This is a genomic window from Mesorhizobium sp. HAY1-8B (assembly GCF_056868045.1).
Window position 1 is genome coordinate 4,801,214 of record NZ_CP200321.1, and the last position, 20,736, is coordinate 4,821,949.

24 protein-coding genes are annotated in these 20,736 nt (G+C 58.9%); 15 read left to right on the forward strand and 9 right to left on the reverse strand.

The genetic code is table 11. The annotated features are described in order from the left end of the window. The first annotated feature begins 2 nt into the window (after positions 1-2). Genes AC1VON_RS23005 through AC1VON_RS23035 form a run of 7 tightly spaced genes read left to right on the forward strand, consistent with a single transcriptional unit; the run spans position 3 to position 5,671 of the window. Positions 3-599 (forward strand): c-type cytochrome, encoded by a 597-nt coding sequence (locus AC1VON_RS23005; RefSeq protein WP_483124948.1) that lies wholly within the window; start codon positions 3-5, stop codon positions 597-599. Further along, positions 596-1,585 carry a cytochrome c oxidase subunit II gene (gene coxB, locus AC1VON_RS23010; RefSeq protein ID WP_483124949.1) on the forward strand — a complete coding sequence of 330 codons (990 nt, stop codon included), beginning with the start codon at positions 596-598 and terminating at the stop codon, positions 1,583-1,585. The genes AC1VON_RS23005 and coxB overlap by 4 nt, the downstream gene beginning before the upstream one ends. Further along, entirely contained in the window at positions 1,582-3,492 is a 1,911-nt protein-coding gene (ctaD, locus tag AC1VON_RS23015) for a cytochrome c oxidase subunit I (protein WP_483124950.1), read from the forward strand. The genes coxB and ctaD overlap by 4 nt, the downstream gene beginning before the upstream one ends. Then, a complete protein-coding gene (locus AC1VON_RS23020; protein ID WP_483124951.1) occupies positions 3,489-4,091 on the forward strand; it encodes a cytochrome c oxidase subunit 3 in 603 nt (200 codons plus the stop codon). Before ctaD ends, AC1VON_RS23020 begins: the two co-directional genes overlap by 4 nt. Next, the gene (locus tag AC1VON_RS23025; RefSeq protein WP_483124952.1) at positions 4,088-4,396 is read left to right on the forward strand and encodes a hypothetical protein; all 309 of its coding nucleotides are present in this window, start codon (positions 4,088-4,090) and stop codon (positions 4,394-4,396) included. Before AC1VON_RS23020 ends, AC1VON_RS23025 begins: the two co-directional genes overlap by 4 nt. Next, positions 4,384-5,262: a cytochrome c oxidase assembly protein gene (locus tag AC1VON_RS23030; protein ID WP_483124953.1), complete on the forward strand. Its 879-nt coding sequence runs from the start codon at positions 4,384-4,386 to the stop codon at positions 5,260-5,262. Before AC1VON_RS23025 ends, AC1VON_RS23030 begins: the two co-directional genes overlap by 13 nt. After that, on the forward strand, positions 5,255-5,671 hold the full coding sequence (locus AC1VON_RS23035; protein ID WP_483124954.1) for a c-type cytochrome: 417 nt from the start codon (positions 5,255-5,257) through the stop codon (positions 5,669-5,671). Before AC1VON_RS23030 ends, AC1VON_RS23035 begins: the two co-directional genes overlap by 8 nt. Positions 5,672-5,673: 2 nt before the next feature. Here AC1VON_RS23035 and AC1VON_RS23040 read toward each other — a convergent pair whose 3' ends face one another. The 3 genes from AC1VON_RS23040 to AC1VON_RS23050 all read right to left on the reverse strand — a co-directional run bounded on the left by AC1VON_RS23040 (position 5,674) and on the right by AC1VON_RS23050 (position 9,090). Next, on the reverse strand, positions 5,674-6,594 hold the full coding sequence (locus AC1VON_RS23040) for a c-type cytochrome (RefSeq protein WP_483124955.1): 921 nt from the start codon (positions 6,592-6,594) through the stop codon (positions 5,674-5,676). A 33-nt stretch (positions 6,595-6,627) separates the two neighbouring features. After that, positions 6,628-7,521, reverse strand: a complete 894-nt coding sequence (locus tag AC1VON_RS23045) for an SDR family oxidoreductase (RefSeq protein WP_483124956.1) — start codon at positions 7,519-7,521, stop codon at positions 6,628-6,630. A 414-nt stretch (positions 7,522-7,935) separates the two neighbouring features. Next, the gene (locus tag AC1VON_RS23050) at positions 7,936-9,090 is read right to left on the reverse strand and encodes a zinc-dependent alcohol dehydrogenase (RefSeq protein ID WP_483124957.1); all 1,155 of its coding nucleotides are present in this window, start codon (positions 9,088-9,090) and stop codon (positions 7,936-7,938) included. Between the two features lie 355 nt (positions 9,091-9,445). On the opposite strand from AC1VON_RS23050, the gene AC1VON_RS23055 reads away from it, so the two are divergent. The 5 genes from AC1VON_RS23055 to xth all read left to right on the forward strand — a co-directional run bounded on the left by AC1VON_RS23055 (position 9,446) and on the right by xth (position 13,198). Then, entirely contained in the window at positions 9,446-10,186 is a 741-nt protein-coding gene (locus AC1VON_RS23055) for a DUF4142 domain-containing protein (protein ID WP_483126363.1), read from the forward strand. A gap of 22 nt (positions 10,187-10,208) precedes the next feature. Continuing rightward, positions 10,209-10,805 (forward strand): hypothetical protein, encoded by a 597-nt coding sequence (locus AC1VON_RS23060; protein ID WP_483126364.1) that lies wholly within the window; start codon positions 10,209-10,211, stop codon positions 10,803-10,805. Positions 10,806-11,387: 582 nt separating this feature from the next. Continuing rightward, entirely contained in the window at positions 11,388-11,579 is a 192-nt protein-coding gene (locus AC1VON_RS23065) for a DUF3606 domain-containing protein (RefSeq protein WP_483124958.1), read from the forward strand. Positions 11,580-12,067: 488 nt separating this feature from the next. Beyond that, positions 12,068-12,364: a SemiSWEET family sugar transporter gene (locus AC1VON_RS23070; protein ID WP_483124959.1), complete on the forward strand. Its 297-nt coding sequence runs from the start codon at positions 12,068-12,070 to the stop codon at positions 12,362-12,364. Positions 12,365-12,403: 39 nt separating this feature from the next. Further along, positions 12,404-13,198 carry an exodeoxyribonuclease III gene (gene xth, locus AC1VON_RS23075; protein WP_483124960.1) on the forward strand — a complete coding sequence of 265 codons (795 nt, stop codon included), beginning with the start codon at positions 12,404-12,406 and terminating at the stop codon, positions 13,196-13,198. Positions 13,199-14,069: 871 nt separating this feature from the next. On the opposite strand, the gene AC1VON_RS23080 is transcribed toward xth, so the two are convergent. The 4 genes from AC1VON_RS23080 to AC1VON_RS23095 form a co-directional block, all read right to left on the reverse strand. Next, positions 14,070-14,348: a hypothetical protein gene (locus AC1VON_RS23080; RefSeq protein ID WP_483124961.1), complete on the reverse strand. Its 279-nt coding sequence runs from the start codon at positions 14,346-14,348 to the stop codon at positions 14,070-14,072. 17 nt (positions 14,349-14,365) lie between these two features. Then, positions 14,366-14,608, reverse strand: coding sequence for a hypothetical protein (locus AC1VON_RS23085; protein ID WP_483124962.1), 243 nt, complete (start codon positions 14,606-14,608; stop codon positions 14,366-14,368). A gap of 86 nt (positions 14,609-14,694) precedes the next feature. After that, entirely contained in the window at positions 14,695-14,949 is a 255-nt protein-coding gene (locus AC1VON_RS23090) for a DUF6894 family protein (protein ID WP_483124963.1), read from the reverse strand. A gap of 5 nt (positions 14,950-14,954) precedes the next feature. Then, on the reverse strand, positions 14,955-15,680 hold the full coding sequence (locus AC1VON_RS23095; RefSeq protein ID WP_483124964.1) for a Crp/Fnr family transcriptional regulator: 726 nt from the start codon (positions 15,678-15,680) through the stop codon (positions 14,955-14,957). A 437-nt stretch (positions 15,681-16,117) separates the two neighbouring features. Here AC1VON_RS23095 and AC1VON_RS23100 point away from each other — a divergent pair, with 437 nt between their 5' ends. The 3 genes from AC1VON_RS23100 (at position 16,118) to AC1VON_RS23110 (ending at position 18,627) form a co-directional block, all read left to right on the forward strand. Next, entirely contained in the window at positions 16,118-16,333 is a 216-nt protein-coding gene (locus AC1VON_RS23100; RefSeq protein WP_483124965.1) for a hypothetical protein, read from the forward strand. A 349-nt stretch (positions 16,334-16,682) separates the two neighbouring features. Continuing rightward, positions 16,683-17,024, forward strand: coding sequence for a hypothetical protein (locus AC1VON_RS23105; RefSeq protein WP_483124966.1), 342 nt, complete (start codon positions 16,683-16,685; stop codon positions 17,022-17,024). Between the two features lie 934 nt (positions 17,025-17,958). Continuing rightward, positions 17,959-18,627, forward strand: coding sequence for a methyltransferase domain-containing protein (locus tag AC1VON_RS23110; protein WP_483124967.1), 669 nt, complete (start codon positions 17,959-17,961; stop codon positions 18,625-18,627). 16 nt (positions 18,628-18,643) lie between these two features. On the opposite strand, the gene AC1VON_RS23115 is transcribed toward AC1VON_RS23110, so the two are convergent. Further along, on the reverse strand, positions 18,644-19,840 hold the full coding sequence (locus AC1VON_RS23115) for a glycosyltransferase family 4 protein (protein WP_483124968.1): 1,197 nt from the start codon (positions 19,838-19,840) through the stop codon (positions 18,644-18,646). Next, positions 19,840-20,664, reverse strand: a complete 825-nt coding sequence (locus tag AC1VON_RS23120; protein ID WP_483124969.1) for an amidohydrolase family protein — start codon at positions 20,662-20,664, stop codon at positions 19,840-19,842. The genes AC1VON_RS23115 and AC1VON_RS23120 overlap by 1 nt, the downstream gene beginning before the upstream one ends. Positions 20,665-20,736 lie beyond the last annotated feature (72 nt).

Below are 20,736 nucleotides of genomic sequence, written 5' to 3' on the forward strand. Positions count from 1 at the left end.
TGATGAAGAGGGAGATGAGCTACTCGAATGGCGCTTTTGCGGCTGCGGCGATAACGCTCGGCATTGCCAGCGCCGCCTTGGGATGGCTTCGCGAGCCTCGAGAGCTTCGGTTGGATCCACCTGTTGCGGCTGATCTTGACGGGTTGCGATTGATGCCAAACGGCATCAGCGGAACGCCGCCCGAGAGCTATTTTGCGTTGGGCAAGCCATACGAAACGGACGCCTACAATCTTAGCCAGGGCAAGCGTCTTTACGCCTGGTTCGGCTGTCCAGCGTGCCATGGTGATGGTCGCGGCGGCGCGGGCCCGTCCTTCCTGGACGGCTGGTGGCTGTACGGGCCCGAGATCGTTTCCATCGTTGCGTCCATCCGCGACGGCCGGCCGCATGGAATGCCAGCTTTTCGCGATCGAATGACGACCGAGCAGATATGGCAGCTCGCCGGCTATGTGCAGACGATTGGCGCCTACAAGCCCAAAGTCGCGGCGCCCGGTCGCAACGATGACAAGCAGACCCGCCCCGCCGAAAATCGCGGACCGGCAATCATTCTGTTCGACCAGGGGCCGGTGGGGGTTCACCCTGACCAGGGGCCCTCCCCTTGAGAGCCGCGCGCGCCATCGCGTTGTGGATCGCTGGGCTCGCGTGCGGCTGCAGCGGAAAGCAGTCCGCGCTCGACCCCTCTGGCGCTCCCGCGATCCATGTCGGACACCTGATCGTCGGCATCGTCGCTCTGTGCGCGGTAATCTGGGTTGCTGTGATGCTCGTGCTTGCTGGCGCACTGTGGCGCAAACGGCAGCAGGACGAAACGGAAATCCGGCAACGGCGGCTGGCTGTGGTCGTGACTGCGGCAGTGGCCGCGACGGCCATTATGATTGCCGGCATGACGGTTGCCAGCTTCTACACCACCCGCAGCATCGGCCTTCCTGAAAGAGCATCCGTAACGATCACCGTGAGAGCGCAGCAATGGTGGTGGCAGGTCTTCTACGCCAGCTCCACCGTCACGCCCGGGTTTCAGACCGCCAATGAAATTCACATCCCGGTCGGTCAGGATGTTCATGTTCGGCTTGAAAGCGCCGATGTCATCCACTCGTTTTGGGTTCCCAGTCTTGCCGGCAAGCAGGATCTCGTCCCGGGGCGCTCCAACAGCCTGCTGCTGCGGGCCGAAAAGCCGGGTGTCTATCGCGGTCAGTGCGCCGAATTCTGCGGACTGCAGCACAGCCATATGGCGGTGATGGTCATCGCCGAGGCGCCAGCCGACTATGCACGCTGGATCGCGTCACAGAGTGCTGATGCAATCCCGACGACAGGTCCTGACGTAGCCGCCGGACGCGCGGCTTTCCTGGCAAAGCCGTGCTCCGCCTGCCATACCATCCGGGGCACAGCCGCCAACGGCACCACCGGACCTGACCTTACCCATGTCGGCAGTCGCCAAACAATCGCGGCCGGCCTCGTCGAGACCACGCGCGGTTCACTGGCCGCATGGATCACCGATCCGCAGACGCTGAAGCCCGGAAACAACATGCCGATGGTGCCGCTGACCAGTATCGAGCTCCAGGATATCTCCGCCTATATGGAGAGCCTGAAATGACTCGCTCGAAGGATGATGGGCTCAGGGACACGGCCTTAAGCGACAAGGAACTTAACCGGGCCCTCGCCTCGACCTGGTCAGCGCAGCCTGGCCTGTGGGAGGCCCTGTCGACGGTGGATCACAAGGTGATCGGTCGACGCTACATCGCGACAGCTGTTGTTTTCCTGGCGCTTGGAGGGGTGCTCTCGCTGCTGATGCGGCTGCAACTGTCGCAGCCTGAAGCCAGGTTCATTGGACCCGATCGCTACAACCAGATTTTCACCATGCACGGTTCGAACATGATGTTCCTGTTCGCCGTCCCCGTCATGCAGGCAATGGCCGTCTACCTCGTGCCTTTGATGGTGGGAACACGCAACATCGCCTTCCCGCGCCTCAACGCATTTTCCTACTGGATCTACCTCGCAGGCGGATTGCTCTTGTGGATTGCCTTCATCGTCGATACCGGCCCGGACGTCGGATGGTTCGCTTACGTGCCCTTGTCGGGGCCGCAATATGGCGTGGGGAAACGTGCCGATATCTGGGCCCAGATGATCACCTTCACCGAGGTTTCCGCCCTCGCCATCGCCGTCGAGATCGTTGTGACCGTGTTCAAGCAGCGCGCGCCAGGGATGTCGCTCGACAGGATTCCATTGTTCGTCTGGTCGATGCTGGTGACATCGTTTCTTGTCATTCTGGCCATGCCGGCGATCATGATCGCAAGCACCAGCCTTATCCTCGATCGCCTTGTCGGCACGCACTTCTTCAACCCTGCCGAAGGTGGCGACGTGTTGCTGTGGCAGCATTTGTTCTGGTTCTTCGGTCATCCCGAGGTCTACATAATCTTCCTGCCGGCAGTCGGCATGGTGTCGACCATTGTGGCGACGTTTACAGGTCGGCCAGTGTTTGGCTACCTGGCGATGGTCATGGCCTTGGTGGCGACGGGGGTCCTCGCCTTCGGCCTTTGGGTCCATCATATGTTCGTCGCTGGCCTCCCGCGGCTGGGAGAGAGCTTTTTCACCGCCTCCAGCATGGCGATCGCGGTCCCGGCGGGATTGCAGATTTTCTGCTGGCTTGCCACCATCTGGGCGGGAAAGCCGATCTTCAAAACGCCATTCCTGTTCGTCGTCGGCTTCATGGTGATCTTCGTGATTGGCGGTCTCACCGGCGTCATGGTGGCCTCCGTTCCGTTCGATACCCAGGTCCACGACACCTATTTCGTTGTCGCCCATTTTCATTACGTCCTAGTCGGCGGCGCGGTTTTTCCGCTCCTCGGCGCGATTTATTACTGGTTCCCGAAGCTGACGGGCAAAATGATGAGCGAGGCCCTTGGCCGCTGGATCTTCGGCCTGATCTTTGTCGGCTTCAACCTGACGTTTTTTCCCATGCACATACTGGGTCTTCAGGGCATGCCGCGTCGCATCTACACCTATCAGCCCGAGATGCCTTGGGCCGGCCTCAACATGTTCATCAGCCTTAGCGCAATTGTCCTGGCCGCTGGCTTCCTTCTGTTTTTCATCGATGCCGTCCGTAGCGCCAGGTCAGGCGCCGTCGCGAGTGCTAACCCCTGGGGAGCCTCGACGCTTGAATGGGCGACGGCGTCGCCGCCGCAACCCTACAATTTTGCCAGGCCACCCGTGGTTAGCAGCCGAGAGCCCTTGTGGGCGGAGGCGGCCGCCCTGCCCGTCGCTGCCGGCTTGCGGGTCGACCGGCGTGAACTGTTGATCACCAGCGTCGTTGAGGGCATTCCAGAAGCGCGGGAATCATCGGTCGGGAATTCGATCTGGCCGCTTTGGGCAGCGCTCGCGACCACCTTGACGCTGATATGGTCCATATTCAGCCCATGGGCGGTTGTCTGGGGTTCCATCCCGGTCGCGGTCTCACTGATAGGCTGGTTCTGGCCCAAGGGCGTGCCGGAGGACGAGTCATGAAGGAAGATATCGTGCTCGATCTGACCGAGCTCCCAGCGCATGGCCTTGGCACGGCAAGCCCGTCCTGGTGGGGAACGCTCGCTTTCATGCTCATTGAAGTGACAGGCTTTGCGCTCTCCATCGTGATCTATCTCTACCTGATGAGCCTGGCGCCGCTATGGCCATTGGGCGCCCCGCCGCCAGATCTCTTCGCCGGCACGGCCCTGACAGTCCTTCTGCTGGCAAGCCTTGTCCCCAACATCCTCGTCGCACGCTGGGCGCGCGAGCAGGATCTGCGAAAGGTTCGCATCGGGCTGATCGTCATGGCCGTGCTCGGAATAGTGCCTCTGATCCTGCGCGCGTTTGAGTTTCCCGCAATGCATATCAAGTGGGATCAAAACGCATACGGTTCGATTGTATGGGTCATGCTTGGGCTCCACACCACCCACATCCTGACCGATGTGATCGAGACGCTGGTTCTCGCCTGCCTGATGTTTTCCCGGCATGGCGACACGCCGCGCCGATTCGGAGATGTCAGCGACAATGCGATGTACTGGAACTTCGTGGTTGCGACGTGGTTGCCCATGTACGCCTGCCTTTATTGGATAGCTCGGCTTTGAGCAAAACAGGGCTGCAATGGACCGGACTTGGTGTCGCGCCGCTGGCCTGGGCGCTCAGCACCCAACTTGGCCAAATCATGCCCTACATTGACTGCCGACAGCATAGTCCATGGAGCGCCGTCCTCTGCGGGGTCCTTCTGGTTGCTTCGATCGCTGGCCTAACTGCAGCGCGTATGGCTTCACACGGGATGGCCCAGACCAGGCGCTTTATTGTTGACGCGGGATTTCTGGTCGCGCTGGCATTTGTCTTTGCCCTGTTGTTGCAGGAGGCAGCCACGATGCTGCTGGACGCATGCCAACGCTGATCTGCGCCCTGATCTGCGGTATGATAGCCTGGCCGGCCATGGCGCATGGCGACGATGCGCATGGCTTGGAGCCTGCCTGGACTTTCGATCCGTGGATGGTGGTGCCACTCGGGACGCTGGCAGTTCTGTATTGCGTGGGAGCGGCAAGGCTGGCTCGACGCACAAATCGGCCCGGTGGCATGCACCGCCCCATCTGCCTTTACAGCGCCGGGCTTCTGACCCTGGCTGGTGCGCTGCTATCCCCGCTGCACTGGCTTGGCGAACACCTCTTTACCTTTCACATGATCGAGCACGAGATCGTCATGGCTGTGTCGGCCCCTTTGATCGTGTTGGCGCGGCCGATTGGAATCCTGCTGTGGGGATTGCCTGCCAGGGTCCGTATGGCGGCGGGAATGCTGATGCGGGCGCCTATAGTGCGCGGCTTGTGGGACAGGGGCACAAACGCGACCAGCGCAACCATTTTGCATGGCGTTGCAATCTGGGCCTGGCACGTGCCGATAGTGTTCGACGCCGCCCTTACCAACCCCGCGCTGCATCGCTTCCAACATCTCAGTTTCTTCGCCACGGCGATATTGTTCTGGTGGGCGCTTGTTTGGCGAAGTGATTACGGCTCGGCTGCCTGGCATCTGTTTTTCACTATGATGCACACAAGCATTCTGGGCGCATTGATGGCCCTCGCCCCGCGCGTCTTGTACGTAGCGCAGACACAAACCGCGATGGCCTGGGGCTTGACGCCGCTTGAAGACCAACAACTGGCAGGCATGATCATGTGGATTCCCGCCGGCACCATCTATGCAGGCGCGGCACTGACGATGCTGGCGCTTTGGATCAGAGGCTCTAGCGAGAGAAAGGCACAGAATGTCTAATCCGCTCGCATCGGTCCCCGGCCGGGCCGCCTTGGCGACGGTGCTTGTTGTCGTGGCTTGCGCCGCGTTTGTCACGACCAGTGTCGTGCGTGACAAGCACACCAAAGCCTCCATCGCCAGGATGATGACCGGGGGCGATCCCGGTCGAGCGCCGACGATCTTTCGTCGCTATGGGTGCGCCGGATGTCACACGATCTCCGGGATTCCTGGGGCGGACGGCCAGGCTGGGGCGCCACTGGCGGAACTGTCGAAGCGCGTCTATATCGCGGGTGTCGTGGAAAACCGTCCCGCCAATCTTGTAGCCTGGATCGTTTCGCCGCAGCGCTTCTCCCCGCAGACGGCCATGCCGCAATCGGGGATTTCTGAACAGGAAGCGCGGGATCTTGCGGCGTATCTTTATGCCCAATGAACCTATGGGTGTGGGGTCGCGACCGGCGGAAGCGCTTTGATGTAGTGCGCGATCGCCTCGCGGTCGCCTTCAGGCAGCATGGCGGTATTCGTCACCACGTCGGCCATCGACGATCCCACCCGGCCGTGGTTGGGCGTCTTTCCGGTTCTAAGCATCGTGGTAATATCGGTCTCGGTCCAAGCCCCCAATCGTTCCTGCGTAATGTTGGGCACGAACCCGGTACCTTGCGGGTCGATGCCGCCGGCAAACAGCGTATCGGACCGGATTGCTCCAAACGCATTTCGGCTGGAGTGGCATTCCGCGCAATGAGAAACGGTTTCGACGAGGTATGCGCCACGATCAGGCAGCGTTTTGCCATCTGCATTCGCAGCCGACCGGCCCTGGCGGAAAAACATCAGCTTCCAAAATCCGACGGACCGGCGAATGCTGAACAGGATTGCTGGATCGTGCGGGGGCACACGTCCAGACACTTTTGGCAGCGTCATGAGATAGGCGTAGACATCGTTGATGTCGGCGACGGTCATGCCGGTGAAGCTGGTGTAGGGGAAAGACGGGTAATAGTGTTCGCGCCTGGGAGACACTCCACCAATCAGCGCATTTGCCAGATCGGCGGCGCTCCATCTGCCTATACCGTCAACAGGATCAGGGGAGATGTTGGGCGGCCTGAAAGTGCCGAACGGCGACCCAAGCGCCATGCCACCGCCTAGTCGTAGTCGATCTGACTGTCCCGGGGTAGCGTGGCAGGAGGCGCAGTCCCCCGCCGCGAAGACCAGCTTGCCGCGGCCCACATCCCCTTTCACTTCGAATCGCGGATCGTCTGGCGAGAACGGCGGGTGAGCCGAGGTCACCAAGAACGCGGCGATCGCAGCAGCCGCTGCGGTCAGGAGAATGGCGACAGCAACTTTGTATGCAATGCGCCCCATGGCGTCCTTGAAGCTCGATGTCTCAATATAGGGTCACGCGACTCCCTTGCCGCCAGTGACGCCATAAACTTCGCCATTTATGAAACTGGCTTCCCGCGAGGCCAGCAGCACATAGACGGGCGCCAGCTCGACTGGCTGTCCAGGACGGCCGAAATCGCTGTCATCGCCAAAATGCTTGACCCTTTCATCCGGCTGACCACCGCTTGGCTGCAGCACGGTCCAGACAGGCCCGGGAGCCACGACATTGGCCCGAATGCCCCGCTTGATCAATTGCTTGGCGAGTGCCTTGGTATAAGCGACAATGCCGGCTTTGGTGGTGGCATAGTCGAGCAGGATCGCCGAAGGCTCGTAGGCCTGGATCGACGCCGTGGTGATGATGGAGGCGCCGGCAGGGAGATGCCGCGCGGCTGCTTGAGCGATCCAATGAAGCGCGTACAGATTCGTTTTCATGGTCTTGTCGAAGTCGTCTGTCGTCAACTCATCAATGCTCTCGCGATACTGCTGCCTCCCGGCATTGATCACAAGCAGATCGAGGCCGCCGAGGGAGGAGACAGCTTTGTCTACCAAACCCCGACACCAAGCCTCATCCTTGATGTCACCAGGCAGCGCCAGCGCCTTCCTGCCCGCGGTTTCGATAAGGTCGATGACCTCCTTGGCGTCCGCCTCCTCTTCCGCAAGGTAAGAAATGGCTACGTCCGCCCCTTCCCGCGCAAAGGCTATAGCGACGGCCCTCCCTATCCCGGAATCGCCCCCTGTCACGAGCGCCTTGCGCCCAGCTAGCTTACCAGAGCCCCGATAGCTTTCCTCGCCGTGGTCCGGCACCGGATCCATTTTCCCGGCAAGGCCAGGCATGGTCTGCGGTTGTTTTGGAAAAGGCGGCGCCGGATACTCCTGACGCGGATCCCGTAGTAATTCACGATCATTCACGGTGAAGCCTCCATATCCTCGTTGCCCTTGCCGCAACGCGAGGAGAAACCCTTTGTTCCGCTGTGAGGCTCGCCGCGCAGTAGCCGCGTCGGCGTCGGAACGCGACGAAGCCGCGACGGTCGATATCAGCTGGCGTGGCATCGGATTCGGCTCGGTCTACTGCGCAAAGGAACACACAAAATTGCTGCATGTAGTAACATGGGAGGAAGCCCATCTCGGGCGGTTCGCACCTATGCAAGATGCGAGATTGCCTGGAATTCCCCCGAGCAGTGTCGCATAGCTCATGCCAGGATTCGCGCCGGACGGGGTCCTTTTGAACGGCCCTGCATTAACGCCCGCTGCAGCCAATCGACGTTGCGAAATCGAAGTAAGCTTCCATGGAATTGAAGGCGAATGCCGGGCGGGTGATTGAGCCTACGGTTTGATGACGACCTTGATGCAACCATCCTTCTTGTCGCGGAAGGTCTTGTAAGCATCGGGTCCTTCTTCTAGCCCAATGCGGTGGGTAATCAGAAAGGACGGGTCGATTTTTCCGTCCTCAATGAGCTTCATCAACGGTTCCAAGTAGCGCTGGACATGTGTTTGGCCAGTTTTCATTGTCAGCCCTTTGCCGACGAACATTCCCATGGGCACAGTAACGCTCCCAACAAACACCCCCGGCAACGAGACCGTGCCGCCGGGCCGGCAGGCCATAAGCGCCTGTTGTAGCGCATAAGGTCTCTCCATCGCGGTAAGGTCGGTTTGCAAGGTCTCCATGACGCCCCCGGGGCCATGGCTTTCCATGCCGACCGCCTCGATGACCGAATCCGGCCCTTTGCCGTCCGTCATATCCAGGATGCGCTTTTGCAGATCTTCGTCGTCATATCTCAGCGTCTCCGCTCCCGACGCTTGCGCAAGCGCCAGGCGTTCGGGGACGATGTCCAGCGCGATAACCCGGCCCGCGCCCAGGAGAAAGGCTGACTTGATCGCGAACTGGCCAACAGGCCCACAGCCGAAGACCAGCACTGTATCACCGGATTGAATGTTGCAGTTCGCCGCCGCTTGATAGCCTGTGGGAAAAATATCGGAAAGAAACAGCACCTGCTCGTCCGTCAGGCTATCTGGCACCCTGATAGGGCCAACGTCGGCATAGGGTATGCGCAGGAATTCGGCTTGGCCGCCCGCGAAGCCGCCATACATGTGCGAATAGCCGAACAGGCCAGCAGTTGGATACCCCATCTGCTGGGCTTGCTTGGCGCCGGCTGGATTCGACCTCTCGCAAAGGGAAAACAGTTGCCACTTGCACATCCGGCACTCGCCGCAGGCTATCGTGAACGGCACGACGATGCGTTCGCCGATCTTGAACTTGGAGTGACCCTTCCCGACTTCGACGACCTCGCCCATGGTCTCGTGCCCAAGCACGTCGTGGGCGTGCATCTCTGGGACAAATCCTCCCATCAGATGCAGGTCTGATCCGCAGATCGCACAGGCCGTAACCTTGATGATGGCATCGCGATCGTCCTCAATGACCGGGTCATCTACCTGCTCGCAACGGATGTCACTCTTGCCGTGCCAGGTCAGCGCCTTCATCGTCATTCTCCGTTGGTTGTGCCTTCGCTAACCTGCCGCTCGACAAAATGTTCCTGATCCAGCGCGATCCTTTGCTCGGTTTGGATATCCACACCGCAACCAACCGGTGAAAACGCCCGTTACGGATTCGACCGGACACCACGTCAGCCTGTGAGAGAACTGATTTCAGCACCGAGAAGGCATGGCGACTACCGGGCTCTTCCGCGCAATTCGCGCGGCTCCGAAATTTGCCTGCTTCAATGCATATGAACGCCGAACAAGCACCTTCAGCCAATTGGCAGCGCGTTCGCATTGCCTGGGAACAAACCCGCCGCGAGCAGGTTTGGATTCATCAATCTCAACTGAGGAGTTTATCATGAGAAAGAGTCTTCGCCTGGCGACGCTGTCGTTGGCTGCGTCGATGGTATTTGCCTGGCCAGCGCTCGCTGCCGAGAGCGCGCAGGATTTCGTCACCAAGGCCGGAATCGGCGGAATGTTCGAAGTTCAGTCGAGCAAGGTCGCCCAAGACAAGCTGCAGGACCAAGGCCTCAAGGACTTCGCCCAGAAGATGATCTCCGATCATGGCGCCGCCAATGCGAAGCTTGAGAGCATCGCCGGCGAACAGAAGTTGAAGGTGCCTGCCGACCTCGATGCTGCACACAAGAAAGATGTCGACAAGCTGCAGTCAGGTGCGGCGCCAATAGACGCATCTTATGCAGACATGCAGAAGGCCGCCCATGCCGATGCGGTCAGCCTGTTCGAGGCTTACGCCAAGGACGGCGATAACGCCGCCCTGCAATCCTTTGCGGCTGATACGCTGCCTACACTCAAGATGCATCAGGACATGATTCAAAAGGCCGCAGTAACGGCGCCTGCTTCTGACGGCACCACACCGGCAGTCAACAGCGGCGCCACCAATCCGGCAGCTCCTGTTCCCGGGGCCAACAGCTTCACCGAGGCCCAGGCCAAGAGCGCGATCGAAAAGGCGGGTTATGGCGACGTCTCTGGCCTGACGAAGGACGACCAAGGCATCTGGCGCGGAACAGCAAGCAAGGACGGCAAGTCGACGCCGATCGCGCTCGACTACCAAGGCAACGTCGTTGCTGGCACTAAGTGATCAGAAAGCGAGGAGAATCAAAATGAAAACCGTAACAGGACTGTTTGATAATTATGACGATGCCAACGATGCCGTTGGCGAACTCGTGGCCACCGGCGTCCCGCGCGATGACATCAGCATTGTGGCCAACAACGCGACCGGCTGGCACAAGGACGAGGAGACCGAAGCCGGCGAGGACGCGGCCACTGGCGCTGGCGTGGGCGCCGTCATTGGCGGCGCCGGCGGCCTGGCAACAGGCCTCGGCCTGATGGCCATTCCTGGGGTCGGACCTGTCGTTGCAGCTGGGTGGCTGGCTGCCACCGCCGTCGGCGCGGTTGGCGGGGCAGTGGTCGGTGGCGCAGCTGGGGGCATCATCGGCGCCATGACAAGCGCTGGAGTCCCCGAAAATGATGCCCACGTCTATGCCGAGGGCGTTCGTCGCGGCGGGACGATGGTCACGGCCAAGGTCGACGACAATCTTGTGCCGAATGCCGAACAGATCCTCAAGCAATATAATTCGGTCGATGTCGCTGGCAGACGCAATGAATATGAAGCTGGCGGCTGGACTGGTTTCGATCCGAATGCCGACGTCTATAACGGAGAAGACCTTCAACGGACTAGACGTGGACGCGATCTTTGATGCAGCACTCGCAAGGCGGCCAAGGCCGCCTTGCTCCTTTCAGGAGCGTGAATTTTTATTCCCCCAAAAAGCGGCTGCATACAACCGCAAAGCTGGGCCATCTCGCCCCCAAACAATCGAAACCGCGCTTCGAAACGTTCGTTGCCGTTCGGTGCCTAGGAGCAGGGTTCAATTAAATGAGCGTAAATAAGTCGAACGATTCAAGTGGCGTCGTGAAGGCAAGAGCTTGCGATCGAACATTTTACACAGGTCGCAGCGATAACACCGATCCATGCATACAGGCTTCTTCAGAAGCACGGCGCCGACTGGCCCAAACTAAGCGGGAAGCTGAAGCACCAAACCGGAGACTTATGATGTTGACATGTAGCAGCCGCGTCAGTCTGACACCGACGACAAGATGGCAAATAGCTTTGGCCTCGCATGGTTTTAGCTGGAAGAGGCGGCCCCAAGCGCCCGGCGCACATCATAGACATACTGACTCACGAATTCGGGATGCAGGTTAGTATTAGAAACTTTGCAACCCGTTGAAACAAATCGCCTCGAATGGCGTTTCGGTCGATCGCTTGCGTGGAGGAAACGAAAATGGCCGATGATAAGAGCAAACGAGACTTTCGCGACCGCGATCGTGTATCGTCTGACGAAGACTACGAGGTCGAATATTTCGCCAGCAAGACAGGCATCACCCCTCAGCAAGTGAGGGAACTCATCGCAAAGCACGGCAACAGCCGTGAGACACTGGAAAGGGAAGCACAGGCGCTGAGAAGCCGAGCCTGAGGTAGTGAACTGGCCGTGCCCCGTTCCGGCAACCGCAACCGGCTGGTTGCGGTGCGTGTCTGTACAGCGCGTTCCCGAAAATTGGCTTTGTGAGGTATCCTCGCCTCGCCGCCCTCCGTTGTAATTTTTCGATTGGCACGTTCGCTACACTCTGGGTGCTGGGGCCAAGCTGATGGAAAGCTATCGGGTCGAATTGATGAATGGCAAAAAGGTCGTGCGAAGCCTTTCAGTCGCTGCGCAAAGCCATGTGCATGCGGTCGTAAAGACCGTCCCTAAGCCCATGACGCCCGGGAAAGCATCCGGAAAACCGTGGATCAGGGTGAGACCTGCTGCAGGTGGAAAAACCAGCGTGTTTCACGTTATTGAACAGGCGGAAGAGTAACCGAAGGCCGGATTCCCGGATTGGTCCGCACCTTGGTTAGAAGCTAGGGCGCGTTGTCGACAGCGGGCACGCATCGCGGAAACCCACCTTGATTAGGGCGGCACGCATGAACGCAGTCACGCTTATAGGTTACCTCGCAACTGTCTGCTCCATGACCAGCTTTACGCCTCAGGCTTGGAAGATCATCAAAACGCGAAACACAGGCGGGATCTCCGCGCCGATGTATGGAATCACGGTTTTGGGTTTTGCCTTGTGGTTGGCCTTCGGCATGATGAAGCTGGAATGGCCCATAATCATAACCAACGGCGTCTGCCTTTTGCTGTCAGCCTTCATCTTTACGATGACGGTTCTACCTCGCGATGAGAAGGATGCAGTTGCCGACATTCTTGATCCGGATGATTAAAGCGCAATCCAGAACGCAACAGCGCAATAAGAGGTCCGCATGACCCGCATTGCAACTTTCAATGTAAACGGCGTCAACGGTCGGCTGCCAGTGCTTCTACGATGGCTGGATGACGCCAAGTACGACATCGTTTGCCTTCAGGAACTCAAAACATCTGACGAGAAATTTCCGTTGGATGTGATCAGAAAGGCAGGATACGGCGCCATCTGGCACGGCCAGAAGTCCTATAACGGCGTTGCAATCCTTGCCCGCGGGACGGATCCCGTAGAACGCCGACGCGGTTTGCCAGGCGATCCCGACGATACGCACAGCCGCTACCTCGAGGCCGACGTAAAAGGGCTTGTGATTGGCTGTCTCTACCTGCCCAATGGCAATCCAGCGCCAGGGCCCAAGTTCAATTATAAGCTGGACTGGTTTGAAAGGCTTATCAACTACGGTCTGTCGTTGCTTGAAGCCGGCAGGCCAACGGTGCTCTGCGGCGATTATAATGTGGTTCCGACCGCACTCGATGCGGTCGTGCCGAGGCGATGGGTCGGCGACGCGGTGTACTTCCCTGAGAGCAGGGACGCCTACAGCCGGATGCTTGCTCAAGGATGGATCGATGCCGTTCGTCACACTCATCCAGACAACGCCATCTACACCTACTGGAACTTCTCCTATCGAGGCGGATACGACCGGAGTTCAGGACTTCGAATGGACCATCTCCTGGTGAGCCCTTCCCTGTCTTCCCATCTGCGCGGTGCCGGCGTCGATGTGGAGACACGCGGATGGGAGAAGCCAAGCGATCACGCGCCGGCCTGGATCGAGATCGATGAGCAGAACGGCCAAATCTGAACCGTGTGCGCAATGCTTATGTTATCCGCAAATGCCGCATCAGTCGCTTGTTCCAGCAACTCGCTGGCACGACCGGTCAAGCGCGAAACATTTCGGGCTGGACGTCATATGGAGGGCCGCGAAGGACATCGGCGGCCAAAGCTACAGTACAGGCCCATACCAGCCCGCGCGATAACGACCAGCGGTATCGCCACGTACCCCAACAACGCGACCTCCCGACGGTCATCCGGTTAATGGCTTGCCAGGGACGGATGACCAGGTGCATCCCTCCATTCAAGTGTGATGGTGAGGTGTAGATGGTGTCGGCCTGCCTCATCACAAACGTTGAATTCGAGGCGCGTTTGGTGCCGTTCGGATGTGATTCCCTCATGATTGCTGCGAGGGCTCGCAGCCCTGCCTCACGCGCGTCGTGCACGTCAACGAGATCGTTTGGATCAGCGATGTCCGCATCCGGTATATCGAAGAAATATCTCGCCATAGCCGTCTAATTTGCGTGATTGGAAAAGGTTCAATATTTGATTTTAACCGACCGCACGCGCGAGCGATCCATTGGGCCTCGCTGTGGAGAACAATTGTGGCGGCGATGCCACTTCTTGGCATGTCGGAAGTTGTCATGCTGTTCCAGCAATTGGCTGGATCGAAAAATGCTGAGAGGTAAGGCGACGAAAGAGGTTCGTCGGAGCGAGGTCAAGCGGATCGACCAGTTGGTAGAAAGCGCCACTGCCGACTTTCTCCGCCGCTCGTCGCTCACATACTTGGAATGCTGCATCGCGGTAATGCTTACCCATCTCGGTCATGAGGAGGTGGCGACAATCCTCGAACGAGAAGCGAAAGACCTGCGGGCGTTTGGGTGACGGCGCCGACGGAGGGGTCAAGTCGATGCCGGGGGGGGCGCAGTTTGCGGTACATCCAGATGCTCGGCTTTTAACGCGCGAGCCGAGCCATCGAATTCAATAGCAAATCCGGCATCGACAGCAATCAGCGCGATGAGATCCTCAAGCTCCCGATCCGTATGTTCGTAAAGCAGCAACGTCTTCCTTAAGCTGTCGAGAACGTCGGCTATAGAAATGCAGGGATGATCCACATTGCCGATCAGACAGCTCACAATCGCCTGGCGGATCTGCGACGTATTTGGCTTTTGGTCAGACACGAATGCGCCCTCCCAATCTACGCGCCCAGGGTTTTTGAACTCGACCCCGTTGCTAGATCAAACGAGATTGGCACGCCGTGCGCATCGCATGTTTTCGTCAGCAATCGCTCCAACTCATGATCGGCTGCCATACAGTCCGGCATTAGCGTTCTGATGGCGCGGATCGCCTGCGCCATGGACATGAACCGGCCCTTGCTCCTGGAGAGAACATAGGCTTCTACTGCCTTCTCAACCGTGAGCGCATGGAAAGTGTGAGTCACTTTTAGCCTCCCTAAAAGATGAAGGTAGGCATGGTTCGTTGAGGTCTTCAAGGCTCTGTATGACTCCGAACAGTCCTGAAGGCCAGTCATGCTGATCCGAGATCAGGCTCGCCAAGCACCGCGGCAAACGGCATTACGAGAACGACCCTGCCGCTCTGGTCAGTGACTTCAAAACTGCAGTCAAACCAGCTGCGGATTGCGCCCATCCGGGCGCCGAAGACGAGATCTCGCGCGATGGCAAGCGCATGGTCGCGCACAGCCTCCTCGACGGGCAAGTCGTCGCCTTCATGATCAAGCACGATACGACCGCGATAGCGTATGTTCATGAAGTAACGCAACATCCACCTCACCGACCCCGTTTGAGCGGGAGGGCGAACACGTTGGAATACTCCTTCTCGGCAAAGCCGTAGGACTGACCGGCGAGATTTTCCAACTTGTCGCGATCGAGTATTTTGATGTGACCGCGGCTGGCTCGAATAGCCCCGGTGCCTTCCAGCATTTGCACCGCGAGCGTGACGCCGGGTCGGCGTGTACCAAGCATGATGCTCATAAATTCGTGTGTGATAGGCATGTCGTCATGGTCCAGCCGATCATGTGTCATCAACAGCCAGCGCGCCAGCCGCTCCTCGAGCGAGTAACCCGCATTCGCGTAAGCGGTCTGACTGACCTGAACGATGAATGTGTGGACGAAGCGAAGGAGATGTGCGCGCATAGTTGGGCTGCCGTCCATCGCAGACTGGAGTTCGCCTGAGCCAATCCTAAGGGCCACGCCAGTGGCCTGGACCAGGCAAGTATGGGGTGTGCGGTCGATGCCGAGGACGACGGCCGTTCCTGCCAGACCCTCAGATCCGACCATGCCGACTTCGAACCTACCCTCCCCGGTATCCGCCACAATTGAGGCAATTCCATATTCCGGAAACGACACATGGGCAATCTTCTGGTCGGCTCGGAACAGATGACCGCGCACCTCTAAGTCTACCGTCTCCAGGTGTGGTTGCAACAGCGCGAAGTCATCCGCCGAAAGGGATGCTAGCAGACGATTGCGCACGGTAGACTGCTGAAGATGAGCCATGCTCTTGGCCTCCAGTTTGGGGCAAGAGCACGAGCACGCTATCTCTCAGCCGCTTGCGCCCGAACAGTCAGCAAGCGATGGGTAAACTATCCCGCCGCGTTCCAACTAGCGCAATGGCTAAAAGCATTTTCCGAAGCCTGGGCGGCTTGGGTACGAGTCCGTACCAACATTTCTTAATGCAGCCGGCTCCCAAGAAGTTAGGATTCCATTGTCATCTACAAGAAGGACAATTGCAGGAAAAATCCGAACTGGACGTTCGCTGAGTTGAATTGGTCGAAGGTACGGCGAATGGCACGTCCGTGTGGTTGAGGAAAACCACGAGTATACGCGTTCTTTCGAGATCGAGGCGTTTGCTTGGTCTACGCCGAAGGTCAACGGCGGCGTTGAGCACTCGCGGATTTCACACGGATATAGGCTCGATGAGCTGATCGGAGAAAATGTCCGACATAGATCTAGATGTTGAAGTTTCCAACAAGCCGGCAAAACAGGAGGCTGCCTTGGCAAAACGTCGAATCGACAAGGAAAAATTTGAACGAGCCGATCGCGAGGCGCGCAAGCTGATCGACGCCGAACGCCAGGCCAGAGATGCCAAGACCGCCCGGCTGAGAGAGTTAAGGCTCAGCGCGGGCCAAGAAGTGCTTACCAAAGTGTAGGCATAGTTTGCTCTTTTATGAGCGCTTCTGTCTCCACTTCTTTGCAAGTGGCTTGTAACAGTCTTCCCGAGACCGCGATGCGAGTTCCATATAGGCCTCGGCACTCCAAGCCGTTCGGGGAGCTGCAGTCCTGCTTTAATTCCAAGCGACTGCGCAATCGCAGAAACCGATGCTTCATTGTCGTTTGTCATCTAACTCTGTCTCGACGGCGGAACCTTTGAGACCGTTTAAGGTTGAGCCGAGGCAGCACGTGCTCATCGGTCCGTGCCGGTGACCAAGGTGTCCGTCGTCTTGTCGGCCCGCGGCCTTGACCGCAAGCGCGGGCCACCCCTCTTTTCCCAGGTGTCCTATGACAAACAACGTTCTCGAAAACCAGGCTCGACAAGGCCCTCTTGGCAGGCCCGTCCTTGTTGTGCTCGTAGCCGCGCTGCTGCTGGCCATTGCCGCCTGGGGCGTCGCCGAAATCTATGGCGTAGTCATCAAAGGACCGTCGACAGACCCGCAGGACAGCCAGGCGCCAGCGGGCTCCAGCCCAAACCCGGCCTCGACTGATCCCGTTCAATCGCAGTCTGACGGTGTCAACAGCGAGCCGGTCGATCAAAATCCCAAGGTGGACAAGAATCCCACGCCGCAGTCCAGCACAGGCGGTGACCAGCAAGGAGTGCAGCCTTCACAACCGGCTGCACATTGAGCCTTAGTGTGGCCCACGGGGCCGCATTTCACCAGTCTTTGATTGCGCGATCGCTCAAACCGTCGCATCGTTCTCGTCCGCACATCAAGGCATTCCCGGAGGCGCTAAAGAAGCAGTATCGATCACAAGATCGCGGTGCTGCTCTGATCCGGTCGTAGTCGAGGAGGTTAAGCCGTGCTTCGGTGCGAATTCACCGCCATGGAATTTCGCTTTGTTGGATATCGGACCCACTCGTGCGGTGAACGCCTTCCATAGTAGTGCGTTCAAGACAACAAGCTTCCACCAAGGGGCGCTTTTACAGACCGGCCTTTTTGACGGGTCGAGATGAGCCCGCAATTGGCACAGCCGCGCGATCTTTTTTTCAGTCGAAAGCAATCCGTCTTCGGCTATCTGTTGAGCCTTAGGCTCCGCGAACATCACCATACCGAAGTGTCCTGACGTGGAGATCATCGCGAACGTCGAACACCTCCAGACGTTCCACTGCTTCGGTCGCAATCGCGTGACCCTGCCCGGATTCTGAACGACATCAACTCTCGAAGTGCTCCCGGAGGGAACAAATCATCTCTCGGCAAATTCGTATCAGGCATAGCTGAAATACTGAGGAGGAAACCATGGGGTTTTTCGGCAAGTATTTTTCAGGCCTCTTGGGCAAAAGAGAGCAGCCAGAAAAGCGCAGCGGCGACATGCGTAAGGCGACCGGGGCTGGTCCCGCTCTGGCGGCCCACTCAAAGGATGCAAAGACTACAGCTCCCAGCGGTCAAAATGCGAAGGCAGCGAGGAAGAATTCCGATGGGTGATCCAGAAGGAACCCGGGGAAATGCCTCACAGCTGTTCCAGCGGTCTGCCTCCAGATCGGGTGGTCCTCTCCGGTGCAACCTGATTATAGCCCCAGCAAGATCCCCGCTGCGCTACGGCCCCGAGGCTTGAAGCATACATGCGAGAGATCCCGGCGCCCGGTGCTGTGGCCTTTGGAGACCTTGGCGAGGTCGAGCCGCTAAGCCGTAAGTTTGGCGGCGATCGCGGCATGCCGCTTGACCGTTACTACATCGAGCGTTTCCTACAGCGCCATGCGGAGGACATTCAAGGACGTGTCGCGGAGATCGGCGACAATGTCTACACGCTCCGTTTTGATTCGGCACGAGTTGTGACTTCCGACATTATCGACTCGCCAGAAAGTGCCAATCCTCAAGCCACGATGCGCATCGATCTCCAGAATAGGAATGCCGTGGAGGGTGGGCGCCTCGACTGCATCATCGTGACCCAAACGCTGCACATGATCTACGACGTGCGGGGTGCGATCGCTACGATCCATCGCGCCCTGGCACCGGGTGGCGTCGTGTTGGCGACGGTACCAGGCATTACTCCCATCGACGCGCATGACGGGCCAGAAAAATGGTTCTGGGCCATGACACAGAGTGCCGCACGACGCCTGTTCGAGGAAAGGTTTGGGGCAGCCGGAGTGGAGGTACAGCAATTCGGCAATGTGCTTGCCGCCACAGCCTTTCTGCAGGGCCTCTCTTTTGAGGAGATCGACCGCGCAAGGCTCGACATTGTTGATCCCCTCTACCCTGTCATTACCGGGATCAGGGCCACCAAATCCTGATCCTTGCTGTCTGAAGTCAGGGAACGGAATGGAGGCGCGCCTTGTCGCGACGAGGTCCTAGCAGCTGCCGGAAAATATGGCTGGTCAGAGTGGCCGACTGGCGGATATCGAAGCTTGCCTGCGCCCGCCTCACGCTCGCGCCAGCCATCGATTTTAGCCTGGTGGGATTGGATAACAGCGAGATTGCCGCTAGGGCAACACCCTCCCAGTCGCCTGGATATTCCGACACGATACCGGGCCACTCCGTGGTTCCTATAAGAATTCCGGTTTCCCCCGTCGCGACGATTTCCGGCACGCCGCCGACGCCTATCGCCACGACCGGCACGCCAGATGCCATGGCCTCCAGAATGGTAAGCGGCATCGCGTCAGCGCGCGACGTATGCAACAGCAAATCTAGCGCCGGATAGATCCGATGGGGTTCGCGCTCGAGCCCGACCATATGGATGCGCGAATCGAGCCCGGCACGCCGAACGGTCGCAGTGAGATCCTTTTCCATTGACCCTGTGCCAACCACTGCGAAGTGCACCTCGGGCCGCCTTTGCAGTATGAATTCGGCTGCTTTGAGGAATTTGTCGGGGCCCTTTTCCCAAGCCAACCTGCCAACGAACCCGACCAATACATCGTCAGGGCCGATGTTGATCGTTTGCCGGAAATCCAAGGGGTCAGCCGACATCGGATGATACATTGCGAGGTCGACGCCGTTAGGAACGAGGCTCACATGCTCAGGCGACAATCCCACCGCAAGTGCTTGTGACCAGGCTTCGCGGCACACCACAATGGTGTGGCTCCCGGTTGTGCGCGCCACGCTGATTTCCTGCGGATGCAAGCTCATCCCATGCAACGTGGCAACGGTCGGCGTACCGCTCAGTCGGCCGGCCACTGCCGCCACGGTATGCGCGTTCATCAGGTGAGCGTGGAGCAGATCGACACCGGTTTCTCGGACGAGTGTGCAGATCAGTTCGATTGTCTTCCAAGGTGGGTCGTCACGCAGGGGCGCAATGTAGACGTCCCTGCCCTCGGACCGCAGCAATGCGGTGTAAGGGCTTTCATACGGGCACAGGAGCGAGACTTTGAACTCGTTCGACGGCAGGTTCGAAGCCAGATTGCGCACGTAATTCTCCATGCCGCCAACAATGGCATTGCCCAAAACCTCAAGGACATGCGTGCGCTCATCAGTCTGGCCGCCTGGCAGCACACGCGGGGTCCGGGCCATCAGTTTCCTCCTTGCGACGGGCGCAGCCTCAGCCAATCCATGGCCGTCCCCGACATGATCGAAATTCGGTCATCGGCTGCGACGTCCAGTTGATCGAGAATGGCCGTGACCTCGTCTAACGCAGCGCGAATGTGAGCACCGCTGCACGGCAAGAAGCGGTCGCTTCCAAATTGCAGCGAGCGTGGGCCGATCACGTCGATCGCCTTGCAAAAAACCTCCTCGCGGTAGATCGGAGGTGGCCCAAACGACAGATCGAAGCGAAACTGGCTCTCGGCTGGGTCAACGCCATTGATGCGGTCGATAACACCCACAGCGTTGGCTTCGTCACACCATGGCCAGCCAAGGTGAGCCAAGGTGACCCGAAGGCCGGGGTGATCGCGAACCGCCTCGTAGAAGGACGGCCGGCAGAACCGGCCAGATCGGCCGTCAATGAAAATTCCGCTATGAAACAAAATGGGGAGCTCAAGCTTTGCGGCGACCGCGTACACACGATGAGCGCACTCATCATACGGATACCAGCCGGTCGGAACCATCTTGAGCGCGCGAATGCCTGGAAGCGCGGCCGCCTCCTGAAGATCGTCGGCTGATTGCGGATGGAGCGGATTTACAACCGCGAACCCGACGAGCCGATCCGTGTGGCCTTTGACAAGCTCGGAAAGATACCGGTTGCCAGCGCGCAACGACTCCCGGTCATTAAGCGAATAGGGCGGCGTCAGGAACGGCGCCAGCAGGAAGGCGATATCGACGCCCGCATCGTCGAGCGTCTGTAGCACATCCGCCGTCGTTTCTCGGCCCGATGTATGAAGGTGTGCATCAACAATCATTGGCGCCTCCCCGCCGACAACTTGCCGAGGCGATGCCTGTTCCAGCCATAACGACAAATCGTGGCGCGTTTG